Source organism: Streptomyces glaucosporus (assembly GCF_039533345.1).
Lineage (GTDB): Bacteria > Actinomycetota > Actinomycetes > Streptomycetales > Streptomycetaceae > Streptomyces > Streptomyces glaucosporus.
Window position 1 is genome coordinate 70,525 of sequence record NZ_BAAATJ010000003.1, and the last position, 25,845, is coordinate 96,369.

25 protein-coding genes, 1 tRNA gene and 1 pseudogene are annotated in these 25,845 nt (G+C 73.1%); 12 read left to right on the forward strand and 15 right to left on the reverse strand.

Translation table 11 applies throughout. From position 1 onward, the window contains the following. Positions 1-24: 24 nt before the first annotated feature. The 5 genes from ABD358_RS04555 (at position 25) to ABD358_RS04575 (ending at position 3,414) form a co-directional block, all read left to right on the forward strand. Complete coding sequence (locus ABD358_RS04555) at positions 25-573, forward strand: hypothetical protein (protein ID WP_344629525.1); 549 nt, start codon at positions 25-27, stop codon at positions 571-573. Between the two features lie 126 nt (positions 574-699). Beyond that, entirely contained in the window at positions 700-1,233 is a 534-nt protein-coding gene (locus ABD358_RS04560) for a gas vesicle protein (protein ID WP_344629526.1), read from the forward strand. Then, positions 1,223-2,164, forward strand: a complete 942-nt coding sequence (locus ABD358_RS04565; RefSeq protein ID WP_344629527.1) for a gas vesicle protein — start codon at positions 1,223-1,225, stop codon at positions 2,162-2,164. Before ABD358_RS04560 ends, ABD358_RS04565 begins: the two co-directional genes overlap by 11 nt. A gap of 96 nt (positions 2,165-2,260) precedes the next feature. Continuing rightward, positions 2,261-2,575 (forward strand): gas vesicle protein K, encoded by a 315-nt coding sequence (locus ABD358_RS04570; RefSeq protein WP_344629528.1) that lies wholly within the window; start codon positions 2,261-2,263, stop codon positions 2,573-2,575. Then, positions 2,572-3,414, forward strand: coding sequence for a GvpL/GvpF family gas vesicle protein (locus tag ABD358_RS04575; RefSeq protein WP_344629529.1), 843 nt, complete (start codon positions 2,572-2,574; stop codon positions 3,412-3,414). The genes ABD358_RS04570 and ABD358_RS04575 overlap by 4 nt, the downstream gene beginning before the upstream one ends. Positions 3,415-3,484: 70 nt before the next feature. On the opposite strand, the gene ABD358_RS04580 is transcribed toward ABD358_RS04575, so the two are convergent. Together ABD358_RS04580 and ABD358_RS04585 are read right to left on the reverse strand one after the other, a co-directional pair. Continuing rightward, positions 3,485-4,051: a tellurite resistance TerB family protein gene (locus ABD358_RS04580; RefSeq protein ID WP_344629791.1), complete on the reverse strand. Its 567-nt coding sequence runs from the start codon at positions 4,049-4,051 to the stop codon at positions 3,485-3,487. A 126-nt stretch (positions 4,052-4,177) separates the two neighbouring features. Further along, complete coding sequence (locus tag ABD358_RS04585; protein ID WP_344629530.1) at positions 4,178-4,588, reverse strand: RidA family protein; 411 nt, start codon at positions 4,586-4,588, stop codon at positions 4,178-4,180. 290 nt (positions 4,589-4,878) lie between these two features. On the opposite strand from ABD358_RS04585, the gene ABD358_RS04590 reads away from it, so the two are divergent. After that, complete coding sequence (locus ABD358_RS04590) at positions 4,879-5,262, forward strand: hypothetical protein (RefSeq protein ID WP_344629531.1); 384 nt, start codon at positions 4,879-4,881, stop codon at positions 5,260-5,262. 154 nt (positions 5,263-5,416) lie between these two features. Next, positions 5,417-6,244, forward strand: a complete 828-nt coding sequence (locus ABD358_RS04595; protein ID WP_344629532.1) for a nuclease-related domain-containing protein — start codon at positions 5,417-5,419, stop codon at positions 6,242-6,244. A gap of 159 nt (positions 6,245-6,403) precedes the next feature. Here the strand turns inward: ABD358_RS04595 and ABD358_RS04600 are convergent. Continuing rightward, positions 6,404-6,475 (reverse strand) — tRNA-Val (locus ABD358_RS04600). Positions 6,476-6,657: 182 nt separating this feature from the next. On the opposite strand from ABD358_RS04600, the gene ABD358_RS04605 reads away from it, so the two are divergent. The 3 genes from ABD358_RS04605 to ABD358_RS04615 are packed head-to-tail and all read left to right on the forward strand — an operon-like array spanning position 6,658 to position 9,052. Further along, positions 6,658-7,425, forward strand: a complete 768-nt coding sequence (locus ABD358_RS04605) for a DUF4097 family beta strand repeat-containing protein (protein WP_344629533.1) — start codon at positions 6,658-6,660, stop codon at positions 7,423-7,425. Between the two features lie 52 nt (positions 7,426-7,477). Continuing rightward, positions 7,478-8,785 carry a hypothetical protein gene (locus tag ABD358_RS04610; protein ID WP_425576241.1) on the forward strand — a complete coding sequence of 436 codons (1,308 nt, stop codon included), beginning with the start codon at positions 7,478-7,480 and terminating at the stop codon, positions 8,783-8,785. Between the two features lie 45 nt (positions 8,786-8,830). Further along, positions 8,831-9,052, forward strand: a complete 222-nt coding sequence (locus tag ABD358_RS04615) for an FmdB family zinc ribbon protein (protein ID WP_344629534.1) — start codon at positions 8,831-8,833, stop codon at positions 9,050-9,052. 78 nt (positions 9,053-9,130) lie between these two features. Here the strand turns inward: ABD358_RS04615 and ABD358_RS04620 are convergent, their stop codons facing one another. The 6 genes from ABD358_RS04620 to ABD358_RS04645 form a co-directional block, all read right to left on the reverse strand. Next, on the reverse strand, positions 9,131-11,287 hold the full coding sequence (locus ABD358_RS04620) for an MMPL family transporter (protein WP_344629535.1): 2,157 nt from the start codon (positions 11,285-11,287) through the stop codon (positions 9,131-9,133). 38 nt (positions 11,288-11,325) lie between these two features. Further along, a complete protein-coding gene (locus ABD358_RS04625; RefSeq protein ID WP_344629536.1) occupies positions 11,326-11,880 on the reverse strand; it encodes a TetR/AcrR family transcriptional regulator in 555 nt (184 codons plus the stop codon). 228 nt (positions 11,881-12,108) lie between these two features. Next, positions 12,109-12,780, reverse strand: coding sequence for an O-methyltransferase (locus ABD358_RS04630; RefSeq protein WP_344629537.1), 672 nt, complete (start codon positions 12,778-12,780; stop codon positions 12,109-12,111). A gap of 14 nt (positions 12,781-12,794) precedes the next feature. Further along, positions 12,795-13,622 (reverse strand): HAD family hydrolase, encoded by an 828-nt coding sequence (locus ABD358_RS04635; RefSeq protein ID WP_344629538.1) that lies wholly within the window; start codon positions 13,620-13,622, stop codon positions 12,795-12,797. Further along, the gene (locus ABD358_RS04640) at positions 13,619-15,964 is read right to left on the reverse strand and encodes a phosphoribosyltransferase (RefSeq protein WP_425576258.1); all 2,346 of its coding nucleotides are present in this window, start codon (positions 15,962-15,964) and stop codon (positions 13,619-13,621) included. The genes ABD358_RS04635 and ABD358_RS04640 overlap by 4 nt, the downstream gene beginning before the upstream one ends. Before the next feature lie 140 nt (positions 15,965-16,104). Then, complete coding sequence (locus ABD358_RS04645; RefSeq protein ID WP_344629540.1) at positions 16,105-17,262, reverse strand: HpcH/HpaI aldolase/citrate lyase family protein; 1,158 nt, start codon at positions 17,260-17,262, stop codon at positions 16,105-16,107. A 180-nt stretch (positions 17,263-17,442) separates the two neighbouring features. On the opposite strand from ABD358_RS04645, the gene ABD358_RS04650 reads away from it, so the two are divergent. Continuing rightward, positions 17,443-18,438, forward strand: a complete 996-nt coding sequence (locus tag ABD358_RS04650; RefSeq protein ID WP_344629541.1) for a TerD family protein — start codon at positions 17,443-17,445, stop codon at positions 18,436-18,438. Between the two features lie 58 nt (positions 18,439-18,496). Here the strand turns inward: ABD358_RS04650 and ABD358_RS04655 are convergent, their stop codons facing one another. From ABD358_RS04655 to ABD358_RS04680, 6 genes and pseudogenes are all read right to left on the reverse strand, one after another. Beyond that, on the reverse strand, positions 18,497-19,255 hold the full coding sequence (locus ABD358_RS04655) for a Tellurium resistance (RefSeq protein ID WP_344629542.1): 759 nt from the start codon (positions 19,253-19,255) through the stop codon (positions 18,497-18,499). 113 nt (positions 19,256-19,368) lie between these two features. After that, positions 19,369-20,520: a DUF475 domain-containing protein gene (locus ABD358_RS04660; protein ID WP_344629543.1), complete on the reverse strand. Its 1,152-nt coding sequence runs from the start codon at positions 20,518-20,520 to the stop codon at positions 19,369-19,371. 73 nt (positions 20,521-20,593) lie between these two features. Continuing rightward, positions 20,594-20,752, reverse strand: a pseudogene (locus ABD358_RS04665) (TerD family protein); the annotation flags it as partial. Between the two features lie 203 nt (positions 20,753-20,955). Then, positions 20,956-21,531 (reverse strand): TerD family protein, encoded by a 576-nt coding sequence (locus ABD358_RS04670; RefSeq protein ID WP_344629544.1) that lies wholly within the window; start codon positions 21,529-21,531, stop codon positions 20,956-20,958. Between the two features lie 102 nt (positions 21,532-21,633). Next, the gene (locus ABD358_RS04675) at positions 21,634-22,092 is read right to left on the reverse strand and encodes a peroxiredoxin (protein WP_344629545.1); all 459 of its coding nucleotides are present in this window, start codon (positions 22,090-22,092) and stop codon (positions 21,634-21,636) included. A gap of 104 nt (positions 22,093-22,196) precedes the next feature. Next, complete coding sequence (locus ABD358_RS04680; RefSeq protein ID WP_031507288.1) at positions 22,197-22,637, reverse strand: DUF3052 domain-containing protein; 441 nt, start codon at positions 22,635-22,637, stop codon at positions 22,197-22,199. 415 nt (positions 22,638-23,052) lie between these two features. Here ABD358_RS04680 and aceE point away from each other — a divergent pair, with 415 nt between their 5' ends. Continuing rightward, the gene (aceE, locus tag ABD358_RS04685) at positions 23,053-25,785 is read left to right on the forward strand and encodes a pyruvate dehydrogenase (acetyl-transferring), homodimeric type (RefSeq protein WP_344629546.1); all 2,733 of its coding nucleotides are present in this window, start codon (positions 23,053-23,055) and stop codon (positions 25,783-25,785) included. The last annotated feature ends 60 nt before the right edge of the window (positions 25,786-25,845 follow it).

Sequence of the window (25,845 nt, forward strand, 5' to 3'; positions counted from 1 at the left end):
GGGACAGGACAGGAAGGCGACACCGTGACCCTCATCCCCTCCCCCCACCGGACGGGCCTCGTTCCCCGCCAGGCGGGCCCCCTGTCCCACCAGGAGGCCCCCGCCCCGGACCGGTCCGTGGAGTGGCTGCGCCCCACCGGCCGGGTGCCCGCCGTCCTGTCCGCCTGGGAGCGCGGCGTCCTGGCCGAGGTCCCCACGGGGATCGCCTGGGACGTCGTCCGCGTCCCGGCCGGACTGGCCCGTGAGACCGTCCAGCGGCTGCGGGACTCCGGCGCGCCGGTGGGGCCCGTGCTCCTGGCCCCGCTGGGCGCGGAGTTCTTCGTCGCTCCCGGATCGGCGGACGGCTGGGACGTCACCGGGGGAAGCGTCCTGGGCCGCGGGACGCTGGTGCTGATGCCGCCTCCGGACGCCGTCGGGTCCCGGCGGGTCGGCGAGCGCGGCTGGCTCGTCGGTCCGTCCGACCGGCTGCCCCGGGGGGCGGACCTGCGGGACGCCTACGCCGAGGCCCGCGCGCACGCCGCGGAGGCCGCCGGGACCGCAGGAGCGGCCGAGGCCGTCCGGGCCGCGGAGTGAGCGCCCGCGGTGCCGAGGCGGCCGGCCGCCTCGGCACCGCGGGCCCCGCACCCTCCCGTACCTGCGCCGACGCGGCAGCCGCCGCGCCGGGCGCATGGGACGCGGTCACCCGGATAGGCGTACGGGGTGAGCACTTACCAGGAAAGAGGCATCCCGGCCGAGGCGGACGCCGGTCCGTCCGCGTCCGCGCGGCCGCCCGCCGTGGCGCGGGGCGGGGCGCCGGCTCCCCGGTCCGTCCGCCCGATGGAGCCGCGGCGGGACGGTGAGGGCAGCCTGGCCCACGTGGTGGAGACCCTTCTCGACAAGGGCCTGGTGCTCAACGCGGACATCATGGTGTCGGTGGCCGGCGTCGAACTCCTCGGCATCCGGCTGCGGGCGGCCCTGGCCTCCTTCGAGACCGCCGCGCGGTACGGGCTGGAGTTCCCCGCGGGCACCGACACCGAGACGGCCGCCTGGCGCGAGGTCCGGGAGGAGAAGGAGACCTGCCCCGAGTGCGGGAAGAGGGTCCCCGTCCGCCAGTTGCTCAACGAGTGGTGCCCGTGGTGCGGGTGGCGCAGCGCCCAGGCGCGGCTGGCCGCCGACGGCGGCGCTCCGCGCGCCCTGCCGGAGTCCGGCGGCCGGGACGTCCGGAGCGGGGAGGACGAGCGGCGTGACGGCTGAGCGGCCGCCGATGAAGCCGACGAGGGATCCGCGGGTGACGCTGGACGACCTCGTCGAGGTCCTGCTGAACAAGGGAGCCGTCCTCCACCTGGACCTCATCGTGGCGGTGGCCGACATCCCGCTGATCGGCGTCAGCCTCCGCGCGGCGATCGCCGGCATGGAGACCATGCTGGAGTACGGCATGCTGCGGCAGTGGGACGCCGACACCCGCGCCTGGGCGGAACGTTCCGCCACACGGCGCGAAGTGGACCTGCGGGCCGGTGAGCAGGCCGTCGTCCGCATGCACGGCGGCCACCTCCTGGCGGACGGCTTCCACACCACCTGGCGTCCGGGCACCGTCCACCTCACCGACCAGCGGCTGCTCGTCGTGCGCCGCGAGCCCCGCGAGGTGCTGTGGGAGGCCGAACTCGCCGCGGTGCGCGCGGTGCGGCTGGAGAGGGAGCGCACCGTCGGCGGCGAGACCCGCACCCGGGTTCGGGTGGAGCTGGCCGACGGCGCCGGGGCGCTGCTGTCCGCCGCCGACCCCGAGCGCCTGCGCGACCTGCTGGTCCGCACCTGCCCCCGCCCGCTCGCCTCGGACGATCCGCTGCCCGCCGTACCGGGCCCGGACGACCGGGCGCTGGTGGAGGGTCACCTGTGGTACCGCGAGCCGCGCCGGGACGGCGCCCTGTGGCGCGGCGGGAACGGCCGGCTCACCCCGAGGGGCCTGGTGTGGAAGTCGCCGCTGGACGCCCGGCCCGCCCTGGTCCTGCCCGCCGCCGACATCACCGCCGTCCGCCCCGGGACGGAACCCGGACCGGGCGGCGAGGGCACCGTGTTCACCGTGGGGACCGGATCCCGCGGGACGGTGACCCTCGCGGCCGACGAGCCGCGCCGCTGGACCGGGGCGCTGGACTCGCTGCGCGGCGCGCCGCCCCTGCCCGCGGCGTGACCCGGCTGCCCGCGGCACGGCCCGGCGCCGGGAGCAAGCCCGGAGGGCGGAGGCCGGGAAGCAGACCTTGAGGAAGCAGGCGGGAGGAGGAGACGAATGGCCATCACCGTCGACGAGAAGAGCCTCAAACACGGGGTGCTGTCCCTGGTGGTCACCCTGGTCGAGGTGATCCAGGAGGCGCTGGAGCGCCAGGCCGTGCGCCGGATGGAGGGCGGCGACCTGACTGTGGAGGAGCTGGAGCGCCTCGGCGACGCCCTCCTGGAACTGGACGAGGCGATCGAGGAGATCAAGGCCGACCACGGCATCACCGACTCCGTCGCGGACCTCCACCGGGGCCTGGACGAGGTGGTGGACGACGTGGTGGACAAGCTGGTCAACCCCTCCCGCTGGGCCGAGGAGGCGCGGCGGTGACGGAACGGGCCCTGTACGTCTACGCGCTGGTGCCCCACCGGCCGGACGCGGCCGACGGCGTCACCGGCATCGACGGCCTCCCCCTGCGTCTGCTGGAGGCGCCGGGCACGGGCGTCGCGGCCCTGGTCCACGACGCGGACCCGGCCCCCTACCAGGGCGCGGACGACGAGGTGCGGCGCCGGGTGGCCGAACAGGACGCCGCGGTGGTGGCGGTGTGGGAGCGCACCGGGACGGCCCTGCCCATGACCTTCAACGTCCTGGTGGCGCCCGGCACTTCACCCGGCACTTCGCCCGGCGGTCGCCGGAGCGCCGAGGAGCGCCTGCGGGAGTGGATCGCCTCCCGCGCCGACGGGCTCCGCTCCCGGCTGGAGGCCCTGGCCGGCCGGGCCGAGCTCAGGGTGGAGATCACCGTCGACCGGGCGGCGTCCGCGCGGGACGACGAGCGCGCACGCTCCCTGGAGACCGAGATGGCGGAGCGCTCCCCCGGTCTGCGCCGCCTGCTGGCCCGTCAGTTGGAGCAGGTCCGGCGGGAGTCCTCCGAACGCCTCGCCGACGCCCTCTACTCCGACGTCCGCCACCGGCTCCTGGCGGTGGCGGAGGACCTGCGCGAGCGGAGCCGCAGCGTGCGCGACGCCGACGAGATCAACGTCCTCTCCGCGGCGCTCCTCGTCCGCAGGCCGGACATCGAGGCCGTGGGCGCCGTCCTGGCCGCCGTGCGGGACGAGCAGCCCGCCGCCCGCATCCGCTTCCTCGGCCCGTGGCCGCCGTACTCCTTCGCCGACCTCCCCGACGACGGCCCCCACGGGGACGCCTCCGCACCGGCCGCCGCGCGGGACTGAACACCCCCGCGCGGCGGCGGCCCCGCCGCCGCCGCGCACCTTCCCCGTTCCGGGGCCGGACGGACGGGGCTCAGACGTTGAACTCCTCCGGGCGGAGACCCAGTGCGGCGCAGGCCTCCCGGATGACGTGCTGCTCGGCCTGCGCGAAGTAGCCGTCGGAACCGGCGATCACGATGCCGGTCTGGATCACCGCCCTGGCCTCCGTCGGCTTCTTGGCGACCTTGGCGATCTCCTGCATCGCCTCCGCCCTGCCCGCCTGGAAGTCGGCCAGGAGCCGGTCCAGATGCTTGTTGAACCGCTGGCGGAGCTGGTCCGCCGGGAAGTTCTGCAGGACGTCGTTGCCGACGATCATCGACTCGACGTGCTGCCGTTCGGCGGGGTCGACCTGTCCGTCCGCGGCGGCCACCAGCGCGCACATCGCCATGCTCGCGTCCCGGTAGGCGCCACTCTTCAACTCCGTCTTCACCGAGCTGAGCTGGGCCTTCAGCATGTTCACCAGCTGGGCGCGCGGCCCCCCGCCGGATCCGGGGCCATGGCCCCCGCCCTGTCCGCCCGGTGTCCGCGCACCCGGCCCCTGCACACCCCGGGACTGCTGGAGGTTCTTCGCCTGGTCCTTGATCCGGTCCCACATCGCCACTGGTGCCACCTCGGCTTCGTCCGCTGCCCGTCTCGTCACGGCCTGCCTCCTGCCAACGACTCCGGACCGTGACCGGGTTCCGCCGGCGGCCGTCCGTCCGCCGTCCGGCCCACCCGGGCCCGCCCCTCAGTCGTCGAGCACGGCGGCGACCGCCTCGATCTCCACGAGCTGGTCGTCGTAGCCGAGCACGGTGACGCCCATCAGGGTGCTGGGCACGTCGTGGTCCCCGAACGCGTTCCGGACCACCTCCCAGGCGGTCACCAGATCCTGCTGCCGGTCCGAGGCGACGAGCACCCGGGTGCTGATGACGTCCTCGATCGACGCGCCCGCGTCCGCGAGCGCGGTCCTCATGTTCTCGACGGCCTTCGCGGCCTGCCCGGCGTAGTCGCCCACGGCCGCCGTGGTGCCGTCCTCGTTCAGGGGGCACGCCCCGGCGAGGAAGATCAGACGCGCGTCGGCGGGCGCCGTGGCCGCGTACGCGTACTCGGCGACGTCGGAGAGGGATGCGGAGCGGATCAGGGTGACGGCACGGGGCACGGGGTCTCCTTCTGGTCGGGTCCGAACCGCCATGTTTCCAAAGGACGTTGGGTTCCGCACCGCGATATGCCCGGCCCCGGCCGGTCCGAACGGACCGGGCGCACACCCAAGGACGGGGTCCCGTCCACCGTCCATCGGGCCGCGCGACCCGGCAGCGGCTCCTCCCGGCCCGCCGTTGGTACGCCGACCTCCCTTTTCGGGTGATCATCGGATGACGGCCGACCACTGATCCGACCAGCGGGCACCGGCCTCACAAGGCCGGTGCCCGCCCTGGCGCAGAAGGGCATCCCATGCTCACGTCCCTATCCATCGGATGGCTGTGGCTGCTGGCCGCGGCGTCCACCGCCCTGTCCAGCGGCGCCCTGGGCAGCTGGATCCCCCTGCGGAAGTTCCGCATCGCCTACCCGGTGATCATGGTCGCCTGCGGTGTGGGCCTGGTCGCCTTCTGCCGCCTGAACGGCTTCAGCCCGGCCGAGGCGCTCGTCATGTACTCGTCTGCCCACATCGGCCTGACGCTCGGCATGCTCCCCATGCGGAAGCTGTTCCGGGAGGGGTTCGAACGGTGGCGCAGGGGCGAGCTCACGGAACCGATCGAGGTCCCGCGCCGGTACCTCGTCTTCTTCGCCGTCTCCCTGGTCCTCGTCTCGCTCGCCGGCTTCGCGCTGACCCGCTGACCCGCGTACAGGACACGGGCCGCGCGACGCCGCGTGGCGGAACCGCCTTGACGAAGCGTCGAAACCCTCCCACCGCACCGGCGTTCTTGTGGCCGCCGGCGGCTGCTGCTCCCATGGCTGTGACGATGTCGCCGCCGTCGCGTGGGGGTGGAGCGTGAGCGAGTTACGGGTCTCGCCGTGGAAGCGGTACGGACACGACCGGCTGTACGTGAATCTGCCGGACGGCACGAGTGTGGCCTGGTACGACCGGAAGACCGGACGGCTCGACATACTCGTGGAGGAGTACAGGACCAGGGCGCTCGACGCGCTGGCACCGCACCTCCCCTGGACGGGTGCTCCGACGCCTGCGGCCGGGAGCCCGCCGCTGTCCCCCGCGGAGGATCTGGCCTCCAACCGGCCCGGCGAAGCACTCCGCGCGAAGGTCGCCGAGCTCGCCCCCCGACCGTGGCTGTACGCGCTGACGCGGCTGCTCGGCAGGAAGTCCGAGGCGGACAGCTGGCGAGCGGGCCTCAAGGGCGAGCAGATCGTCGGGGCGGAACTGGAGCGCATGACGGCAAGCGGCTGGCGCGTGCTGCACTCGATCCCGCTGCCCGGCGACAAGGACATCGATCACCTGCTGATCGGTCCTGGAGGGGTCTTCAGCGTCAACACCAAGCGCCACCCCGGTGCAAGGGTCTGGGTGGGCGACGACTCCGTGCGGATCGGCGGCCGGACATACCCCTACGTGCGCAGGAGCCGCAACGAGGCCGGACGGGCGTCCAGGGTCCTCACCGAAGGCTGCGGCTTCCCGGTCGACGTGCGGCCGGTGCTGGTCTTCGTCGACACGGCCGAGGTGACCAAGGTGGCCACCCTGCTCGACGTGGGCGTGTACGAGGACCGTACGGTCTCGGCGCTCGGGCCGCTCACAGGCGTCCTTGCGCCGTCCGATGTGGAGAGGATCCACGCCACGGCCAGGAACCGCCGCACCTGGGCGAGGGCCTGACCGCCCGCCCCGGGAAGCCGCACACGGCGGCCGGGCCGATGCGAGCCGACCGGACGGCCGGAAACCCTGCGGCAATGCCCCGGCTCCGGCCGGCCACCGCCGGCGCCGGAACCGGACATCGAAGCCCCCGGCCCGTCGGGGCCGGGGGCTTCGTACCGGTGGGCGCAGACGGGTTCGAACCGCCGACATCTGCCTTGTAAGGGCAGCGCTCTACCGCTGAGCTATGCGCCCGGGGGATGTGAAATCACAGCGTACCCTGCCGCCCTGCCCGCGCCGCAAACCCCACGGGGGGACGGGGGGGCTGTCCCCACCAGCGGTCCGGTGGTGTGCGGGATGTCCCGGCGGGGGCGGTGGTCCGTAGCGTCGGAGACGCCCGAGGACGCGTCCTGCCCGACCGGAGACGGAGAACGCCGATGACCACCGAGACCCGCCGCAGCACCGTTCGCGCCCTGCTCGCCGTCGCCCTGGCGGTGGCCGTCACCGCGGGGGCGGCCGGGTGCGTGGACGCCGGCGACGCCAAGCCGGAGCACCGCGGCTTCACGCTCGGCGAGGGGCGGGAGACGCTGACGATCGACGTCGACGACTCGCCGCTGGAGCTGGTCGCCGCGGACCGGAGGGATGTGCGGGTCACCCGCTGGTTCGCCGGGCTCGCCTACGGCGGCAGCACGGGCGCGAGGTGGTCCCTGAAGGACGGCACGCTGTCCCTGGGGCCGAACTGCAAGGGGCCCGCGAGCTGCGACATCCGGCACCGGGTGGAGGTGCCGCACGGGGTGGCGGTGCGGGTCGTCGGCCACAACGGCGACGTCACCGCCCGCGGTTTCCGCGGCTCGCTCGCGGTCGCCTCGGACAACGGCAGGGTGAGGGTCAGGGACGTCGCCGGGCCGCTGGAGCTCAGCAGCCACAACGGTTCCGTCGAGGCCACCGGCGTCCGCTCCCGCGAGGTCGTCGCCGAGGTCGACAACGGCGGACTGAAGCTGGCGCTGGCCGAGGTCCCGGACCGGGTGGAGGCCCGCGGCCACAACGGTCCGGTCACCGTCGAGCTGCCGCGCGCCGCGTACCGGGTGGACGCGGAGGCCGGCAACGGCCGCACCCGGGTGGAGGTGCCGCGCGACGAGGACGGCGAGCGCACCGTCGACGCCTTCAGCGACAACGGCGACGTGACGGTTCGCACCGCGCGCTGACCGGGCCGCCGTGTGTTCGGGCCCCGTGTGCTCCCCGGTGCCGGGTGGGAGAATGGCAGCCGGGCCGGTGAGCACCTACGGGGAGAGGACACACGTGGCGGCGATGAACGGCGGCGCGCGCCGCTGGGGCTGGGGAGGCGGCGGCCGCGCCGAGAGCCTGCGCGCCGAGGCCCAGGCCGCGAAGGACGCGGCGGCCACCGCCTTCTACGAACTGGACACCGCCCAGCGCGATCTGCGGATCTCCATCGAGACCCTGGCCGCCGTCGACGACTCCCCCGCCGCCCGCCGGGCCGTCGCCGACTTCGCCGAGTTCGGGCGGCGGATCGACCAGGTCAGCCACGACTACATCAAGGCCGTGGACGCGTACGACCTGGACCGGGACGACCTGGACCCCGGTGCCGCGTCCCGCGCCCGCCAGGCCCTGGTGAGAGCCACCGAGGAGCTGGAGCGGACCAAGGGGGACCTGGAGCGGTTCGGGCAGGGGCTCGGGCCGCTCCTGGAGAGCGCCGGGAGCCGGCTCGCCCGGCTCGCGCCCGCCGTGGAGCGGGCCCGGCAGGCGCTGCGCGCCGCGACCGACGCCCTCGACTCCGTACGCGCCTCGGGTCTGCGGGCGGACGACCTGGCGGCTCGGCTGGCCGCGCTCTCCCCGGAGCTGACCAGGCTCAACGAGGGCGCGGGCCGGCACGGTGTGCGGGAGACCATCCAGCGGGCCGACCGCGTCCTGCGCGAGGCGGAGGCGGTCCGCGAGGAGGCCGGGCGGCTGCCGGAGCGGGCCGCGGAGACCGACCGGCGGCTCGCCTCCCTGCGCACCCGCGCCGAGGCGCTGCACACCCGGACGGGCCAGGTGGAGCCGGTGCTCAGCGAGTTGCGGCGGCGGTTCGCCGCGGCGTGCTGGGAGGACCTCCAGCAGGTTCCCGAGCAGGCCGGGCGCGCGGTGCGGCAGGCGGAGGAGAGGCTGGCGGAGGCCCGCGAGGCGCGCCGGGAGCAGCGGTGGGCGGACGCCACGGCGCGGCTGGCGACGGTGCGGGCTCTGCTGAACGACGCCGACGAGGCGGTCTCGGCCGCCGGTGAGCGGCTGCGGCGTCTGAACGAGGTCTCCTCCGACCACACCGGGGAGGTGGAGCGGGTGCGCTTCGCCATCCGCGACGCCCAGCGGCTGGCGATGGCCGACCGCACCCATCCCGATCCGCGGCACGCCGGTCCGCTGGACGCCGCGGTGGCCCGGCTGGACCGGGCCGTGGCGGGGCTGACGGGGCGGCACCCGGACTGGTGGCACTTCCTGGTGGAACTGGACTCCATCCGCGAGACGGTGGCGCAGGTGGTGCGGGCCATCCGCCGGGAGCGGGCCGCGGGCGGCTGAGCCTCCTCTGCCTGTCCGGGCCGGGCCGTGGCTATGCTGCGTTTCATGCCGCGTTACGAGTTCCGCTGCCGCTCCTGCGGCACCACGTTCGAACTGAACCGCCCGATGGCCGAGTCCGGTGCGCCCGCGACCTGTCCGGAGGGCCACGACGACACCGTCAAGCTGCTGTCCACGGTGGCCGTGGGCGGCGTCTCCGCACGCGCCTCCGCCCCCGCGCCGAGCGGCGGCGGGGGCGGAGGGTGCTGCGGGGGCGGCTGCTGCGGCTGACCGCCCGGCGGTTTTCGCGGTACGGCCCTGACGCCGGCGGTGCTCCTCGCACCGCCGGCGTCGTGGTCTCCGGCGGGGTCAGACCCCGGCGGTCTCCTTCTCGGGCTCGGTGCCGGCGGGCCGCTTCCGCAGGCTCTCGCCCTCGATGTCGAGGTTGGGCAGGACCCGGTCGACGGGGCGGGGCAGCTTCCAGGCGACGCGGCCGAGCAGGGACATCACCGCCGGCACGAGGGCCATGCGGACGACGAACGCGTCGATGAGCACGCCGATGGCCAGGGCGAACCCGATGGACTTGATGATCGGGTCGTGCATGAGCACGAACCCGCCGAACACGGACGTCATGATCAGCGCGGCGGCGGTGACGACCCGGGCGTTGTGCCCGACGCCGTTGACCGTGGCCTGCTGGGGGGTGTCGCCGTGGATGAAGTCCTCCCGCATCCGGGAGACGAGGAACACCTCGTAGTCCATGGCCAGGCCGAACAGGATGCCGATCAGCAGGATCGGCAGGAAGCTCACCAGCGGGCCGGGGACGTCCACGCCCACCAGGTCGGCCAGGTGGCCCTGCTGGAAGATGGCCACGGTGATGCCGAAGGTGGCGCCGACGGTGAGCAGGAAGCCCAGCGCCGCCTTGACCGGGACCAGGATGGAGCGGAAGACCAGCATCAGCAGCAGGATGGACAGCCCCACCACGAGCAGCAGGTAGACCGGCATGGCGTCCGCGAGCTTCTCGGAGACGTCGATGCCCATCGCCGTGACGCCGGTCAGGGCGACGTCGGCGCCCTCGATGCCGGCCACGCGGTCGCGTATGTCGTGGACGGCCTCCTCGGTGGCGGCGGCGGTGGGGCCGGCCTTGGGGATGACGGTCAGCAGCGCGGTGGTGCCCTGCTCGTTCAGCTGCGGCGGGGTCACGGCGAGGATGCCGTCGGTGCCCTGGATCACCGCCGCGGCCTCCTTGACGGCGGCCCCGGTGGAGCGCGCGTCGTCGCCGGAGACGACGGCCACCAGGCGGCCGTTGAAGCCCGGCCCGAAGCCCTCGCTGGTCAGGTCGTAGGCCTCGCGGGCCGCGGAGCCGGGGGCGGCGGTGCCGGCGTCGGGCAGTGCCAGGCGCATGTCCTGGGCGGGCAGGGTGAGCGCGCCCAGCCCCACGACCCCCAGGAGGAGGACGGGGATGCGCAGCCGGGTGACGATCCGGCCCCAGCGGAAGCCGAAGCCCTCCTTCTCGGGCTCCACGGCCGCGCCGCCGCGCTGCTTGCGGGGCAGGACCTTCTCGCCGGCGAAGCCCAGGACGGCGGGCAGCAGGGTGAGGGCGACCAGGACGGCGACGGCGACGGTGCCGGCCGCGGCCAGGCCCATGACGCCCAGGAAGGGGATGCCGACGACCGACAGTCCGGCCAGGGCGATGACGACGGTGGCGCCGGCGAAGACGACGGCGGAGCCGGCGGTTCCGGTCGCCCGGCCCACCGCCTCCTCGGAGTCCAGGCCCTCGGCGAGGAACTGGCGGTAGCGGGAGGTGATGAAGAGGGAGTAGTCGATGCCGACGGCCAGGCCCAGCATCAGCGCCAGGATCGGCGCGGTGGAGGTCAGTTCCATGGCGCCGCTGAGGGCGAAGAGGGCGGCCATGCCCACCCCGACGCCGATCAGCGCGTTGAGCAGGGTCATTCCGGCGGCCACCAGGGAGCCGAGGGTGACGACGAGGACCACCGCGGCGACCAGGACGCCGAGCGCCTCGGTGGAGCCGACCTCCACCTTGCTGGCCGCTATCTCACCGCCGTGCTCGACCCGCAGCCCCTCCGCGGAGGCGCCGACCTTCTCGTACGCCTCCCGCTGCTCGTCGGTGACGTCCTTCGCGCGGGTCTCGAACTGGACCTGGACCAGGGCGTAGCGGCCGTCCTGCGACACGGAGCGGGCCTGGAAGGGGTCGACGGCGGCGACGACGCCGGGGACCTCGGCGGCTTCCTTCACCACCGGCGCGACCTGGGCGGGGGTGAGCTTCTTCCCCTCCGGTGCGGCGATGACGATGGTGCCGGTGATGCCGCTGGCCTGCGGGAACTCCCGCTCCAGCGAGGCCAGGGCCCGCTGGGACTCGGTGCCGGGCATCGTGAAGTTGTCGGTGGTGGGGCCGCTGAAGGCGGCGGCCGCGCCGCCCAGCAGCGCGAGCAGGAGCAGCCATACGGCGGCGACGCGTCGCCGTCGGCGGAAGGAGAACCGGCCGAGCCGGTAGAGCAGGGTCGCCATGGCGGAAGGTGTCTCTCCTCGGGAGTCGGCGAGAGGAATCAGAGGGTTCGCGGAGCGCGGTCGAGGGTCCGCAGCGCGCCGCGGACCAGTTCGTCGCGCAGCGCGTCGTCCGGTACGTCCACGTCGCTGGCGCACGTCATGAAGACGGCTCCGAGCACCATGTAGGCGGTGACGCGGCGCTTGGGATCCGTCGAGCGTCCGGCCAGGGCGGTCACCAGACGGTCGGCCGTGTCGGGGATGCCCGCCAGGGCCGAGTGGCAGATCATCTCGGTGACGTCCTGGAAGATGATCTTGACTTCGCGCCGGAAGCGCAGTGCGAGCTCGACGTATCCGGTGACGGCCGCCTCCACCACCCGCTCGTCCCCCAGCCCGGTCAGCTCGGCGTCCAGCGCGGCGAGCGCCTCGCCCGCCGGGCTCAGCAGCTCGGTGAGGATCGCGTCCTTGCCGGCGAAGTGGTAGAGCAGGGAGGCCTTGGAGCAGCCCACCACGGTGGCGATGTCGTGCAGCGAGGTGCCCCGGTAGCCGCGGGCCGCGAAAAGGTGCAGCGCCGCCTCCAGGATCTGTCCGCGCAGTGCGGAAGCCGAACGCGCCATGCCCTCCACCTTAACTGTCCGATCGGTCAGCCCTGACCGATCGGACAGCCGCCGGGTGTGCGTTGCCTCACACCCGACGCGCGTTGCCCCGCGGGAGCCCGGGAAACCTCCGGAGCGGGTCCGCGGAGACGCGGGGACCCGTGGAGGCACTGCCTCACGGGACCTCGCCGGTGCGGTGCGCGGCCGGATCGTGCGGGGCCGGATCCTGTGCGGGCCGGGTTCGCGCGGTCAGATCCTGCGCGCGATCGTCACGCCGTCGGCGACCGTCAGCATGACCGACTCGGTCCGCCGGTCGGCGGCCACGTGGTCGTTGAAGGCGCGGATCGCGGCGGCGTTGCCGCCGGCGTCCGGGTCGGCGACCTCGCCGTGGTAGAGCACGTTGTCCGCCACGATGAGCCCGCCCGGCCGCATCCGCGGCACCAGCTCCTCCCAGTAGTTCACGTAGTTGTCCTTGTCCGCGTCCAGGTAGGCCAGGTCGATCCCCGGTCCGGCGGGCAGGGCGCGCAGGGTCTCCAGAGCGGGGGCGATGCGCAGGGCGACGCGGTCCGCGACGCCCGCCCTGGCCCAGAACTCGCGCGCGACGGCCGTCCACTCCTCGGAGACGTCGCAGGCGATCAGCGTGCCGTCCGCGGGCAGGGCCCGGGCCATGGCGAGGGCCGAGAAACCGGTGAAGGTGCCGACCTCCACGACGCGGCGGGCGCCGACCAGCCGGACCAGGAAGGCCAGCAGCGGGCCCTGCTCCTGTGCCGACTGCATGCCGGCCCGCTCGGGGAAACGGGCGCGCGTGGTCTCCACCAGCTCCCGCAGCACGGGGTCGAGCGGCGGGTTGTGGTCGAGGACGTACCGGTAGAGCTCCGGCGTCTGGAGCGGGCGCTTGTCGCGGGGGGCGTCTGTCGTCATGCCCGCATCCTCACTCAGCACCCGCGGGTGTGCAGCAGCATCTCCCTCAGCACGCGCTCCCCGGCCGCCACCCCGCACTCGGGCAGGGCGGTGACGTGCGGCGCGCCCCAGCCCAGGTCGGCCAGTTCGCCGTGGCCGGGACGCCAGGCGGTGTCGGCGGCCAGCAGCAGGTCGGCGTCGAGGAGGGAGTCCCCGGCCGCCAGGACGTGCCGGGCGCCGGTGCGGTCGGCGACCTCCGCGACGGCGGCGCTCTTGGTGAGCGGACGGGGCACGGCGTAGACCTTGCGCCCCTGGAGGGAGACCGTCCAGCCGCGCGGCCCGGCCCAGTCCGCCAGCTCCTTGACCCAGGTGTCGGGCAGCCTCTCGCGGTCCACCACCAGATAGGCGAACAGGTCCTCGGCGACGCGCTCCTTGAGCAGCCAGCCCGGATCGGCGGCGGCCAGCATGCGGGCGCGGACCTCCTCCAGGGAGGCGCAGTCGGCGGCCAGGGCGCGCCTGACCCGGGCGTGCCAGCCGGGGTCGGACTCGCCGTCCACCAGCAGGTGGCCGCCGTTGGCGCAGATCGCGTAGGACGGAGTCGGCCCCGGCAGGCGGATGCGCCGGTACTGCTCGCGGGTGCGGGTGGTGGTGGGGACGAAGACCGCGTGCCGGGCCAGTTCGGCCAGCAGCGCCGCCGCGGCCTCGGTGAGGTACGACAGCGGTCTGGACCGGTAGACCTCCACGCACAGCAGGCGCGGGGCCCGCTCGTCGGGCACGGTCAGGCCGAGGGCCGCGGCGGAGTAGATCAGGGTGCGGTCCAGGTCGCTGGCGACCAGGACGGGGCGGGGGTCGGGGGCGGTCACCGGACGGCCCGCCCGTCGGCGCCGGTCGCGCCGCGCGTGTAGCGGGGGTGGATCAGGCCCACGCACGAGTACGGCAGGTCGTCCGTCTCCTCCACGGGCACGCCGCGCTGCTGTGCGAGCAGCCGTATGTGGTCCAGGTCGGCGCCCGCGCCGCGCCGGGCCAGGACGCGCCAGGGGACGCGGCGCAGCAGCACCCGGGTGGTCTCGCCGACGCCCGGCTTGACCAGGTTGACGTCCCCGATGCCGTACTCCTCGCTGATCCGCTCCACCGCCTTCCAGCCCGCCCAGGTGGGGGCGCGGTCGGCGGCGAGGAGGGCCCGCACGTCCTCGGCCACCCGGGGGCGGACCTCGTCGAAGCGGGCCTGGACGGTGTCCAGGAAGTGCCGGGAGACGTCCGAGGCGGCCAGTTCGCGGTAGAACTTGGCGCCGTGGAAGTCGCCGGGCCCGACGAGGTCGGCGCGGAGCACGGTGCGCGAGATCAGCCCGGAGACGGTGGAGTTGAGGCAGGCCGAGGGGATGAGGAAGTCCTCGCGGGTGCCGTAGGTGCGCACGCAGCCCCCGGGGTCGGCCAGGACGGCGATCCCGGGGTCGAAGCCGGGGAACGGGCGCAGCGCCTCGGCGAGTTCGCGGGTGATGGCGCCCTTCCCCGTCCAGCCGTCCACGAACACCACGTCGGACGGGTCGTGGTGGGCGGCGAGCCAGCGCAGGGCGTTGGTGTCGATGCCCCGGCCGCGGACGATGGAGAGGGCGTAGTGCGGCAGGTCCAGCCCGTGGACGTGCCGGGCCCAGCGGCGCATCAGCACCCCGACGGGCGTGCCGGCGCGCGCCAGGGAGGCCAGGACGATGCCGTGCCCGCGCTCGGCGAGCAGCGTGTCGGTCACCGCGCCGACCGCGCGGGCGATGCGGGCGGCGGAGGCGTCCAGGGCCTGGTGGAACAGCCGCTGGTACTCCTCGCTGGGCTGGTACTCCACCGGCAGCGACTCGGCGTAGTGGGCGCCGCCGCTCTGGATGGCCTCCTCCCGCTCCTCGGTGGGGGCCTCCAGGGTGACGTCCGAGAGGTCCTGGAGCAGCCAGCCGACGTCCTCGGCGTCGTAGGAGGAGAACTCCGGGCCGCGCAGCGGGCGCGGCAGCGGCCGGTGGGAGGGGACGACGGCGAGCAGCACCCGGCCGGTGTGGGCGGCGAGGTGGGCCAGCAGGCCGTCGGGGGCGTGGAGGGCGGGGGTGTCGGCGGCGGAGTCCACGACGGCCACGACGGCGTCGAAACCGCCCCCGGCGACGTTGTAGGCGTAGCGCTGCCCGGGCCCGTCGGCGGGGTCGTCGTGGGCGGGGAAGACCAGGCGGGTGCGGATGGCGTAGCCGGGCTCGTCGACCGCCAGGACGGGCGAGCGGGTGGTGGTGGAGAAGCGGACCTCCGCCGCGGTGGCCCCGGCCAGCGCGCCGGCCAGCCGCAGCGGCGCGTACATCAGTTCCTCGCACCCCAGCACGAGCACCCTGCGCGCCCCGTCGGGCAGTCCGGCGGCGATCCGGGCGGCCATCGCCGGCAGGGCGGCCTCCAGGCGGGCCCGGTGGGCGGGGGTGAAGCCGTGCCGTCCGCCGTCCGGGAGCCCCAGGGGCCAGCCCAGGTCGACGCGGTGCACCTCGTACGGCCCGGGGGCGGGCGCGGGCGGCGGGGTGTCGTGGGCCTCGACCAGGGCGGCGCCGCGTTCCAGGACGTCCCCGGGGAGGCGGACGCGGCCGGTGACGAGGGCCACCACGTCGATGCGGGCGCCGAGGTCGGCGGCGAACTTCTCCAGCCGGACGCGGTCGGCCTCCCCGCGCAGGTCGGTGAGGGCGACGATCACGTACCGCTCGCGGGGGAAGGACCGGTGCAGCGCGGTGAGGGTGTTGAGGACGGTGGTGCCGGTGGAGAACTCGTCGTCGACCAGCACCAGGGGGCCGTTTCCGGCCAGCAGCTCCGGGTCCTCCGGCAGCAGCAGGTGGGAGGTGGCGTGGGAGTGCTCCTCCTCGAAGCCGCCGACCGGCGTCACCCCGGGGACGGGGCGGCGCGTGGAGTGGAGGCAGGGGGCGCCCAGGCCGTCGGCGACGCTGTGGCCCAGCGCGGTGGCGGTCTCGGCGTAGCCGAGGACGACGGCGCGGCCGGCGTCCTCGCCCAGCAGGTCGCGGACCCGCTCGCCCAGGCCGACTCCGGTGCCGTGGACGACGGCGGGGAGCTGCGGGACGTGCTTGCCCAGCACCCGGGAGACCAGCAGGTGGGCCCGGCGCGGGTTGCGCCGCAGGGCCAGGCCCAGCAGGTCGCGCAGTCCGCCGGGGCCGTCCCCGGAGGTCTCCAGCCGGACGCCCAGCCGCTGTGCGACCCACTCCCCCGACCACTGCCCGCCGCCGTCCGCCCCGGTGTGCGTCCCGGCGTGCTGTGCGCCGTGCCTCTTGCCGTCCGTGTCCGCCTCCCCGGTCACCGTGGTGCCCCCCTCACCGTATCCGCCGCTCACGCGGTCGCCGCCAGCAGTTCGACGAACCCCACGCCCTCGCGGGCGACGCCGAAGGCCTCGGCCCTCAGCAGGGTGCGCTCGGCCCAGGCCCGGTGCGGCTTCACCTCGTTCATCTTGTTGGTGTACGAGGACCGCAGGACGCCGCCGCCGTCGCGCTCGGGCCGCAGGATGTCCGTGGCGTCGCTGAACTCCTCGTGGCTGACCACCGAGAGGGCGTGCACGGGGGCCACGTGCGAGGGGTGTATGCAGGTCTTGCCCATCAGGCCGTTGGCGCGGTCCAGCTCGATCTCGCGCAGCAGCCCGTCCATGTCGTGCTCGATCAGGGTGGCGCGCAGCTCCTCGGCGCGGCCGGTGAACGGGCTGCGGCGCAGCTGCGGTTTGAACATCCGCTCCTGGAGGCGGAAGTACTCCCACACCGGTCCGGTGACGGTGAAGCCGGTGCCGTCCGCGCGGCCGAGGACGTTGACCACGTCGGCGATGACCGAGGCGACGATGTGGACGTCGTAGGCGGTCATCTCGGGGCTGCGGCGCAGCCCGTAGGCGGAGCAGAAGTCGGTGACGCCGAGGCGGAGCGCCAGGACCCGGTCGCGGTACTTGTCGACGGTGCGGGCTATCCCGGTGAGCGTCTCCACGCGCGTCTCCAGGTGGAGGAGTTCGGGGGACTCCAGGACGGGCATGGCGAAGAACCGCTGTCCGCAGGCGGCCTCGGCCGCGGTGAGCGCCTCCAGGAAGGGGATGCCGCGTTCCTCGGTGAACTTGGGCAGCACGAATCCGGACAGCAGGGAGACGGCCGGTCCCAGCCGCCGGGCCAGGCCGGTGATCTGGGCGGGTTCGCGGACCCGGACGAACAGCAGCGGCACCTCGCCGGTCCCGTCCTCCGCCAGGTCGGCGAACTGCCTGACCAGGTTCTCCTCCGCGTCGGCCACGTCGGCGTCGCCGATGGAGTCCTCCAGGCAGAGCACCATGGAGACCACTCCGTTGCGGGCCTGCTTGCGGACGTCCTCGGCGAGCCGGGGGCGGGTGGCCGGGCTGTAGAGGGTGGCGCCGAGGGCCGCCGAGAGCAGCCGGGCCGGCGACCGGGGGGAGAATTCGACCGGTTCACGGTGAAAAAGCTCGCGCCGGATCTCCGGCGAGAGGTGTCCGAAATGCCGCATAGGACCCCCGTTCCTCCACCGGCCTCATGGCTTTCATGAGCGAGATCCGGCCGACCATCGTACGTACGAGCTTGGCTCAAAAGTTACCCGAATGCATGAACAAAATATTACTTACGGGCAAACCTGTGGCGCCGGGACTCCCGCGTTGTCCCGACGGGCCGCTCCAGGCAGGATGGCTCCATGACGCACGCGATGCTGAAGGGGTCGAACATCCAGCTCCACACGACGGCCGTGCGCGCCGTGCTGCGCTGGACACCGGGCACGGGCGCACTGGACGTCGACGCCTCCGCGCTGCTGCTGGGTGCGGACGGACGCGTGCGCTCCGACGAGGACTTCGTCTTCTACAACCAGCCCCGGCACCCCTCGGGACTGGTCCGGTACCTCCCCAAGAGGCGCGAGCCGGAGGGCCTGACCGACTCCGTCGAGGCGGACCTCGGCGGACTCGACGAGTCCGTGGACCGGGTGCTGCTGGCGGCCTCGGCGGACGGCGGCACCTTCGCCGACGTACGCGACCTGGTGCTGCTCGTGCAGGACTCCGGGAGCGGCGAGACGGTGGCGCGGTTCGAGATCAGGCCGGAGACGGGTTCGGAGACGGCCCTGATCTGCGGCGAGCTGTACCGGCGCGGGGACGGCTGGAAGTTCCGCGCGCTGGGACAGGGCTACGACAACGGCCTGATCGCGCTGGCGACGGAGTTCGGGGTCTCGGTGGAGGAGGGCGCCCAGGACGCGGCCGGGGAACCGGCGCACACCGTTCCGCAGCCTCCCCCGGAGCCCGACATCCCCGAGCCGGACCCGGTGCCCGAACCCCGGCCCTTCCCCGAACCCGAGCCCCGTCCCGAACCGCGGCCCTTCCCCGAACCCGAGCCCCGTCCCGAACCGGGACCGGGCCCCGAGCCGCAGCCCGAGCCCGCCGCGGCGACGGTCGCCATCCCCCCGCCCCCGCCGGTGCCGCCCCAGCCCGCGATGGGCGTCGCCCCGGGGACACCGCCCGGAGGGCAGCCCGCGTACGGGTACCCCCAGCCGCCGAGCCGGCCCCCGGCCTCCCCGCAGCCGGCGTACGGGTACCCGCAGTCGCCCCCGCCCCCGCCGGTCCGGCCGCCCGCGTACGGCTACCCGCACCAGCCCGACCCGGCCTTCACCCTGCCCCCGCAGGGACCGCAGTTCCTGGGCCGCTAGACCGGCCCCCGGACGGCTCCCGGCCGCACGGCCGGGAGCCCGCACGGGCCGGACGGGGTCATGCCCGGCCGGCCTTCCTCTTGTAGCCGCGGCCCCACTGCAGCCCCCAGCCGTAGAGCCGGTCGAGTTCGGACTGGAAGCCGTAGACGTAGCGGACCTCGCGGCGTGCCACCAGATGGCCCTTGGCGTCGTGCTCGATCAGCAGCACCGCGCACGAGCGGGCCTCCGGGGCACGCTCGTCGAGCCCGATCTCGATCCGGGGGCCGTTGCTGGGGATCAGCGTGACCACGGCCTGCGTACGGTCGAAGGCCGGGGTGCCGTCGTAGATGTAGACGAAGACGAGCAGCCGCTTGATCTCGTCCTTGTGGTCGAGGTTGACGTAGATGGTCTCGCCCGAGGACCCCCCGAACCGGTCGTCGCCGCTGAGCTTGACGTACGGCGGCGAGTTGATCTCCCCCAGCAGGCCGCCGAGGGACTGGACCACGCCCTTGCTGCCGTCCTTCAGCTCGTACAGGCAGGCCAGGTCGAGGTCCACCGTCACCATGCCCTGCGTGTGCCCCTGCACCGGCTCGGGCTTGAACATCGCCAGCGGATTGCGCAGCAGTTCCCCGCGCCGGGACCGTCCGTCGAGGTCGGACGAGCGCATCCGCCAGGAGAGGTTGATCTGCAGGTTGCCGCTGTCGGCCCCCTGCCGGGTGAGCGAGACCGTCGAGTGCCGCCTGGTCAGCTCCATCGCGTACGTCGTCGGACCGCCGGCCGTGTCGAACCTCGGACCCCTGCGCATGCCGCCGCGCCAGTTCTCCCACAGGGAGACCATGCGTTCCCACCCCCACTGACTCCCGACCGGACCGTGCTGTCAACGCCGCGGGGCGGCCGCGCGGTTCCACCGCGTGGCCGCCCCGCACAGAGCGTTCCGCAATCGGGCCGCCGTCACACCCCGGAGGGGACCTCCGGCTTCTCGGCCGGGGTGCCGCCCTCGCCGCCGCCCTTCGCGGCGTCGCGGCGGTTGTGCAGCACCGACGTCCAGAAGGCGGAACCGATCAGGGCGACGCCGATGAGGCCGGTGACGACCTCGTTGACGTGCCACCTGATGGTGATCAGCAGCAGGACGCCCAGGGCGCCGATGGCGTAGTGGGCGCCGTGCTCCAGGTAGCGGTACTCGTCCAGGGTGCCCTGGCGGACCAGGTAGACCGTGAGGGACCGGACGTACATCGCGCCGATGCCCAGGCCCAGCGCGATGATGACTGGGTCGTTGGTGATGGCGAAGGCGCCGATGACACCGTCGAAGGAGAAGGACGCGTCCAGGACCTCCAGGTAGAGGAACATGAAGAACGCGGCCTTGCCCGCGAGCAGCACCACCGGGGGTTCCTTGCCCGCCCGCTTGGCGGCCTCCTCGGCCTCGTGCTCCTGCTCCTCCTCCTCTTCGATCTTGTTCTCGAAGTGGGTGGAGAGGCCGTTGACGATGAGGTAGGTCAGCAGACCCCCGATGCCGGCCAGGTAGACCGTCGCGGACTTGTCGGCATGGCCCTCGTACAGCACCGCGTGGGTCGCCAGCACGGTGCCCGACACCAGCAGGGTGATCAGGGCGATGACCACGGACAGTCCCTCGACCTGGCCGAAGCGGGCCAGCGGCCGCTCGATCACCCTCAGCCAGTGGACGTCGCGGTCCCGGTCGAACATGAAGTTGAGGAAGATCATCAACAGGAACATGCCGCCGAAGGCGGCGATCGCCGGGTGGGCGTCGGTGACGAGCTGCTCGTACCGCTCCTGGTCGTTCAGCGCCAGGTCGACCGCCTCGATCGGCCCGAGCTGCGCCGAGATGCACACGATCACGATGGGGAAGACCAGGCGCATGCCGAAGACGGCGACCAGGATGCCGATGGTGAGGAAGATCTTCTGCCAGAAGGCGTTCATCTTCTTCAGCACGCCGGCATTGACGACCGCGTTGTCGAACGACAGCGAGATCTCCAGGATGGAGAGGATTCCCACAAGGGCGAACGCCTCCCACCCCCCGAAAAAGTAGGCGGCGACGAGTCCGGCGGCGGTGACGCCGAAGGACCAGCCGAATGTTCTCAGAACCACTGGCTACCCAATCTTCTCTCTCGTGGGAATCCCCCCGCGCCGTGTGCGGTGGGGCCGCTGTCCGCGGTCCGCTTTACGAAACGTTTACTCCGAAGTCTAGGGCGATGCCTCTCGGCCCCGACGCGTACCCCTGGCCGGCGGCACGGAACTTCCGACCGCCCCCGTGCCGGGGAATCGCGGCGAAGATCACGGCGGTTCCGGCGGAGGCGTCCTCGCCCGGGTCGCGACGGGCCGGATCCGGCGCGGCCTCCGGAGGCGGCCGCCGCGCCCCCCGGGGAGCGGGACACGTCCGTGCCGCCGCCTCCCTCCCGGTGCGGGTGCCCGGTGCCGCCGAACCGCCCGGCGCCGCACACTCCCTGGGGACGGAAGTCTGCGGCGCCGGGCACTGCCGAGATCAGATGGTGCCGATCGGCCGTACGCGGCGGCCGGCGGGTGTCAGACGTTGACCCCGAAGTCCTGGGCGATGCCGCGCAGCCCCGAGGCATAGCCCTGGCCGATGGCCCGGAACTTCCACTCGCCGCCGTGCCGGTAGAGCTCGCCGAAGACCATGGCGGTCTCGGTGGAGGCGTCCTCGCTCAGGTCGTAGCGGGCCAGCTCCCTGCCGTCGGCCTGGTTCACCACGCGGATGTACGCGTTGCGCACCTGGCCGAAGCTCTGCTGGCGGGCCTCGGCCTCGTAGATCGACACCGGAAAGACGATCTTCGCGACGTCAGCCGGCACCGCGGCGAGGTTCACCTTGATGACCTCGTCGTCGCCGTCGCCTTCACCGGTGAGGTTGTCGCCGGTGTGCTCGACCGAGCCGTCGGGGCTCTTCAGGTTGTTGAAGAAGACGAAGTTCAGGTCGTTGGCGACCTTTCCCTCGGCATTCGTCAGCAGCGCGCTGGCGTCCAGGTCGAAGTCCGCGCCCGTGGTGGTGCGGGCGTCCCAGCCCAGACCGACCATCACGGCGGTCAGGTTGGGGGCTTCCTTGGTCAGCGAGACGTTGCCGCCCTTGCTGAGGCTGACTCCCACGAGTCCTCCCGGATGTTCGAAAGGAGCACTGCGTGCCCCCATACGTGGATGCCGTTGGATAACGAGCCGATCCTAGTGATCGGTTCCCCGCGCCTGCAGGGCTTACAGGCTCTCGAGGGCCTTCGCGTACTCGTTGAGGTCGCGCGCCTCGGGAATCGCGTTGACCACCGTCCAGCGCACCACCCCGTCCTTGTCGATGACGAAAGTGCCGCGCACCGCGCAGCCCTTCTCCTCGTCGAAGACGCCGTACTCGCGCGCGACGTCCCCGTGCGGCCAGAAGTCGGACAGCAGCGGGTAGTCGAGCCCCTCCTGCTCCGCGAAGACGCGCAGCGAGAACGGGGAGTCGCACGAGACGGCCAGGAGCTGGACGTCGTCGTTGACGAAGCGCGGCAGCTCGTCGCGGAGGGCGCACAGCTCGCCGGTGCACACCCCGGTGAAGGCGAAGGGGTAGAAGAGCAGGACGACGTTCTTCCGTCCTCTGAAGTCCGCGAGCCGCACGGTCTCGCCGTGCTGGTTCCTCAGCTCGAACTCCGGGGCCTTGGTGCCCGCCTCGATCGCCATGGGGAGTCTTTCCCTTCGGTAGGTGACGCCCCCACCCTACGCACCGAGCCCCCGCCCGGCGGATGCCGGACGGGGGGCTCGGACGGTCCGCGGCCCGCGCGGTGTCAGCGCTTGCCGGTGCGGGCGGTCTTCGGGGTGACCAGCCGGCTGCCCGTCCAGTCCTTGCCCGCGTTGACGGTGCTGGTCTGGGCCAGGCCCGCGGTCTGGGCCGCCTCCCCGATCTCGCTGGGTTCGACGTACCCGGGTCGGCCCGTCTTCGGCGTCATCAGCCAGACCGGGGCACCGTCCTCGATCAACGTGATGGCGTCCACCAGCGCGTCCGTCAGATCGCCGTCGTCCTCGCGGAACCACAGGACCACGGCGTCGGCCATGTCGTCGTAGTCTTCGCCGACGAGCTCCTGGCCCGTGATGGCCTCGATTCCCTCACGGAGTGCCTGCTCGGCGTCGTCGTCGTAACCGAGCTCCTGGACCACCTGCCCGGGCTGGAAACCCAGCCTTGCGGCGGGGTTGGTCCGCTCCTCCGCGTGGTCCGCGGTCGCGCTCACGGATTGCCTCCTGTCATCTTTCGAAAGTACGGGTGCCCGCGCACGTGCGCGATGCATGGGGCGTAGTCCACACGTGCCGGGACGATCGCGCAAGTACCCGGCCGCCGATCCCGCCCAAACGTTGACGTGTCGCCGCACACCGCCTGAACCAGTGTGGCGCGCGGCACAGCCGTATGCCTATTTTGCCCCATTGGATGAGGGAACCGGAGCGGCTCGAACGGCCGTGCACGCCTCACCGGCCCCAGGGCGTAGGGTTGCCGTTCGGCCGACTCACGCCCCGGCCGCACCGGGCCGGGCACCCGGACGTCTCACGGAGTGGGGTTACCGCTCGGTAGAGATGACGTATCCGCCCCAGCGGTACACGATGGGAGACGGCGCGACACCCTGCAGAGCAATAACGAACAGAAGGAAAAGCGTGGCTTCCGGATCCGATCGCAACCCGATCATCATTGGTGGCCTTCCCAGCCAGGTCCCGGACTTCGATCCCGAGGAGACCCAGGAATGGCTCGACTCGCTCGACGCGGCCGTCGACGAGCGAGGCCGGGAACGGGCCCGCTACCTCATGCTCCGCCTCATCGAGCGCGCCCGCGAGAAGCGCGTGGCCGTTCCGGAGATGCGCAGCACGGACTACGTCAACACGATCGCGACCAAGGACGAGCCGTTCTTCCCCGGCAACGAGGAGATCGAGCGCAAGATCCTGAACGCGACCCGCTGGAACGCGGCCGTGATGGTCTCCCGCGCGCAGCGGCCGGGCGTCGGGGTCGGCGGGCACATCGCCACCTTCGCCTCCTCGGCCTCGCTGTACGACGTGGGCTTCAACCACTTCTTCCGGGGCAAGGACCACGGCGACGGCGGTGACCAGGTCTTCTTCCAGGGACACGCCTCCCCGGGCATCTACGCTCGCGCCTTCCTCCTGGACCGGCTCACCGAGGAGCAGCTGGACGGTTTCCGCCAGGAGAAGTCCAAGGCCCCCAACGGCCTGTCCAGCTATCCGCACCCGCGGTCGATGCCGGACTTCTGGGAGTTCCCCACGGTCTCCATGGGGCTCGGCCCGATCAGTGCGATCTACCAGGCGCGGATGAACCGCTACATGCACGCGCGCGGGATCGCCGACACCTCCAACTGCCACGTCTGGGCGTTCCTGGGCGACGGCGAGATGGACGAGCCGGAGTCGCTCGGGCAGCTCTCCCTGGCCGCCCGCGAGGGTCTGGACAACCTGACCTTCGTCGTCAACTGCAACCTCCAGCGGCTCGACGGCCCGGTGCGCGGCAACGGCAAGATCATTCAGGAGCTGGAGTCGTACTTCCGCGGCGCCGGCTGGAACGTGATCAAGGTCATCTGGGACCGCTCCTGGGACCCGCTGCTGGCTCAGGACCGCGACGGTGTGCTGGTCAACAAGCTGAACACCACCCCCGACGGCCAGTTCCAGACGTACGCCACGGAGACCGGCGCGTACATCCGCGAGCACTTCTTCGGCGGCGACCACCGGCTGCGGAAGATGGTCGAGAACATGACCGACGAGCAGATCCTGCACCTGGGTCGCGGCGGTCACGACCACCGCAAGGTGTACGCGGCCTACAAGGCGGCCCGCGAGCACAAGGGCCAGCCGACGGTGATCCTGGCGCAGACGGTCAAGGGGTGGACGCTCGGCCCGAACTTCGAGGGCCGCAACGCCACCCACCAGATGAAGAAGCTGACCGTCGAGGACCTCAAGCGCTTCCGGGACCGGCTGCACCTGCCGATCCCCGACAAGGACCTGGAGTCCGGGCTGCCCCCGTACTACCACCCGGGGCGGGACTCCGAGGAGATCCAGTACATGCACGACCGGCGGCGGGAGCTGGGCGGCTACGTGCCCACGCGCGTGGACCGCTCCAAGCCGCTGGTCCTGCCGGGCGAGAAGACCTACGCCACGGTCAGGAAGGGCTCCGGCCAGCAGAAGGTCGCCACCACGATGGCCTTCGTGCGGCTGCTGAAGGACCTGATGCGGGACAAGGAGATCGGCAAGCGGTTCGTGCTGATCGCCCCCGACGAGTACCGCACCTTCGGCATGGACTCGTTCTTCCCGACGGCCAAGATCTACAACCCGCTGGGCCAGACCTACGAGTCGGTGGACCGCGAGCTGCTGCTGGCGTACAAGGAGTCCCCGAACGGCCAGATGCTGCACGACGGCATCTCCGAGGCCGGGTGCACGGCCTCGCTGATCGCGGCGGGATCGGCCTACGCCACCCACGGCGAGCCGCTGATCCCGGTGTACGTGTTCTACTCGATGTTCGGCTTCCAGCGGACCGGCGACCAGTTCTGGCAGATGGCCGACCAGCTCGCGCGCGGCTTCGTGCTCGGCGCCACCGCCGGCCGCACCACGCTGACGGGTGAGGGTCTGCAGCACGCGGACGGCCACTCCCAGCTCCTGGCCTCGACCAACCCGGCGTGCGTCGCCTACGACCCCGCCTTCGGCTTCGAGATCGCCCACATCGTGCGGGACGGTCTGCGGCGGATGTACGGCGAGAACGCCGAGGACGTCTTCTACTACATGACGGTCTACAACGAGCCGATCCAGCAGCCGGCCGAGCCCGAGAACGTCGACCGCGAGGGGATCCTCAAGGGCCTGTACCGCTACAAGCAGGCCGAGGCCGGTGAGATCCCCGCGCAGATCCTCGCCTCCGGCGTGGCGGTGCCCTGGGCCCTGGACGCCCAGCGCATCCTCGCGGAGGAGTGGAACGTCAGGGCGGACGTCTGGTCGGCGACCTCCTGGAACGAGCTGCGCCGTGACGCCGTCGCGGCCGAGGAGCACAACCTGCTGCACCCGGAGGAGGAGCAGCGCGTCCCGTACGTGACCCGCGCCCTCCAGGGCACCGAGGGGCCCGTGCTGGCCGTCTCGGACTGGATGCGCTCGGTCCCGGACCAGATCGCCCGCTGGGTGCCGAACCGGTACCAGTCGCTGGGCACGGACGGCTTCGGCTTCGCCGACACCCGCGGCGCGGCCCGGCGCTTCTTCCACATCGACGCCGAGTCGATCGTCCTGGGCGTGCTCACCGAGCTGGCCAGGGACGGCAAGGTGGACCGCTCGGTGCTCAAGCAGGCACTCGACCGCTACCAGCTGCTCGACGTGACCGCCGCCGGCCCGGGCCCGGAGGGCGGCGACGCCTGATCCGGTCCGGCCGGATCCTCCCGGCACGTGCCTCGGCCCCGGCCTTCCGGCCGGGGCCGA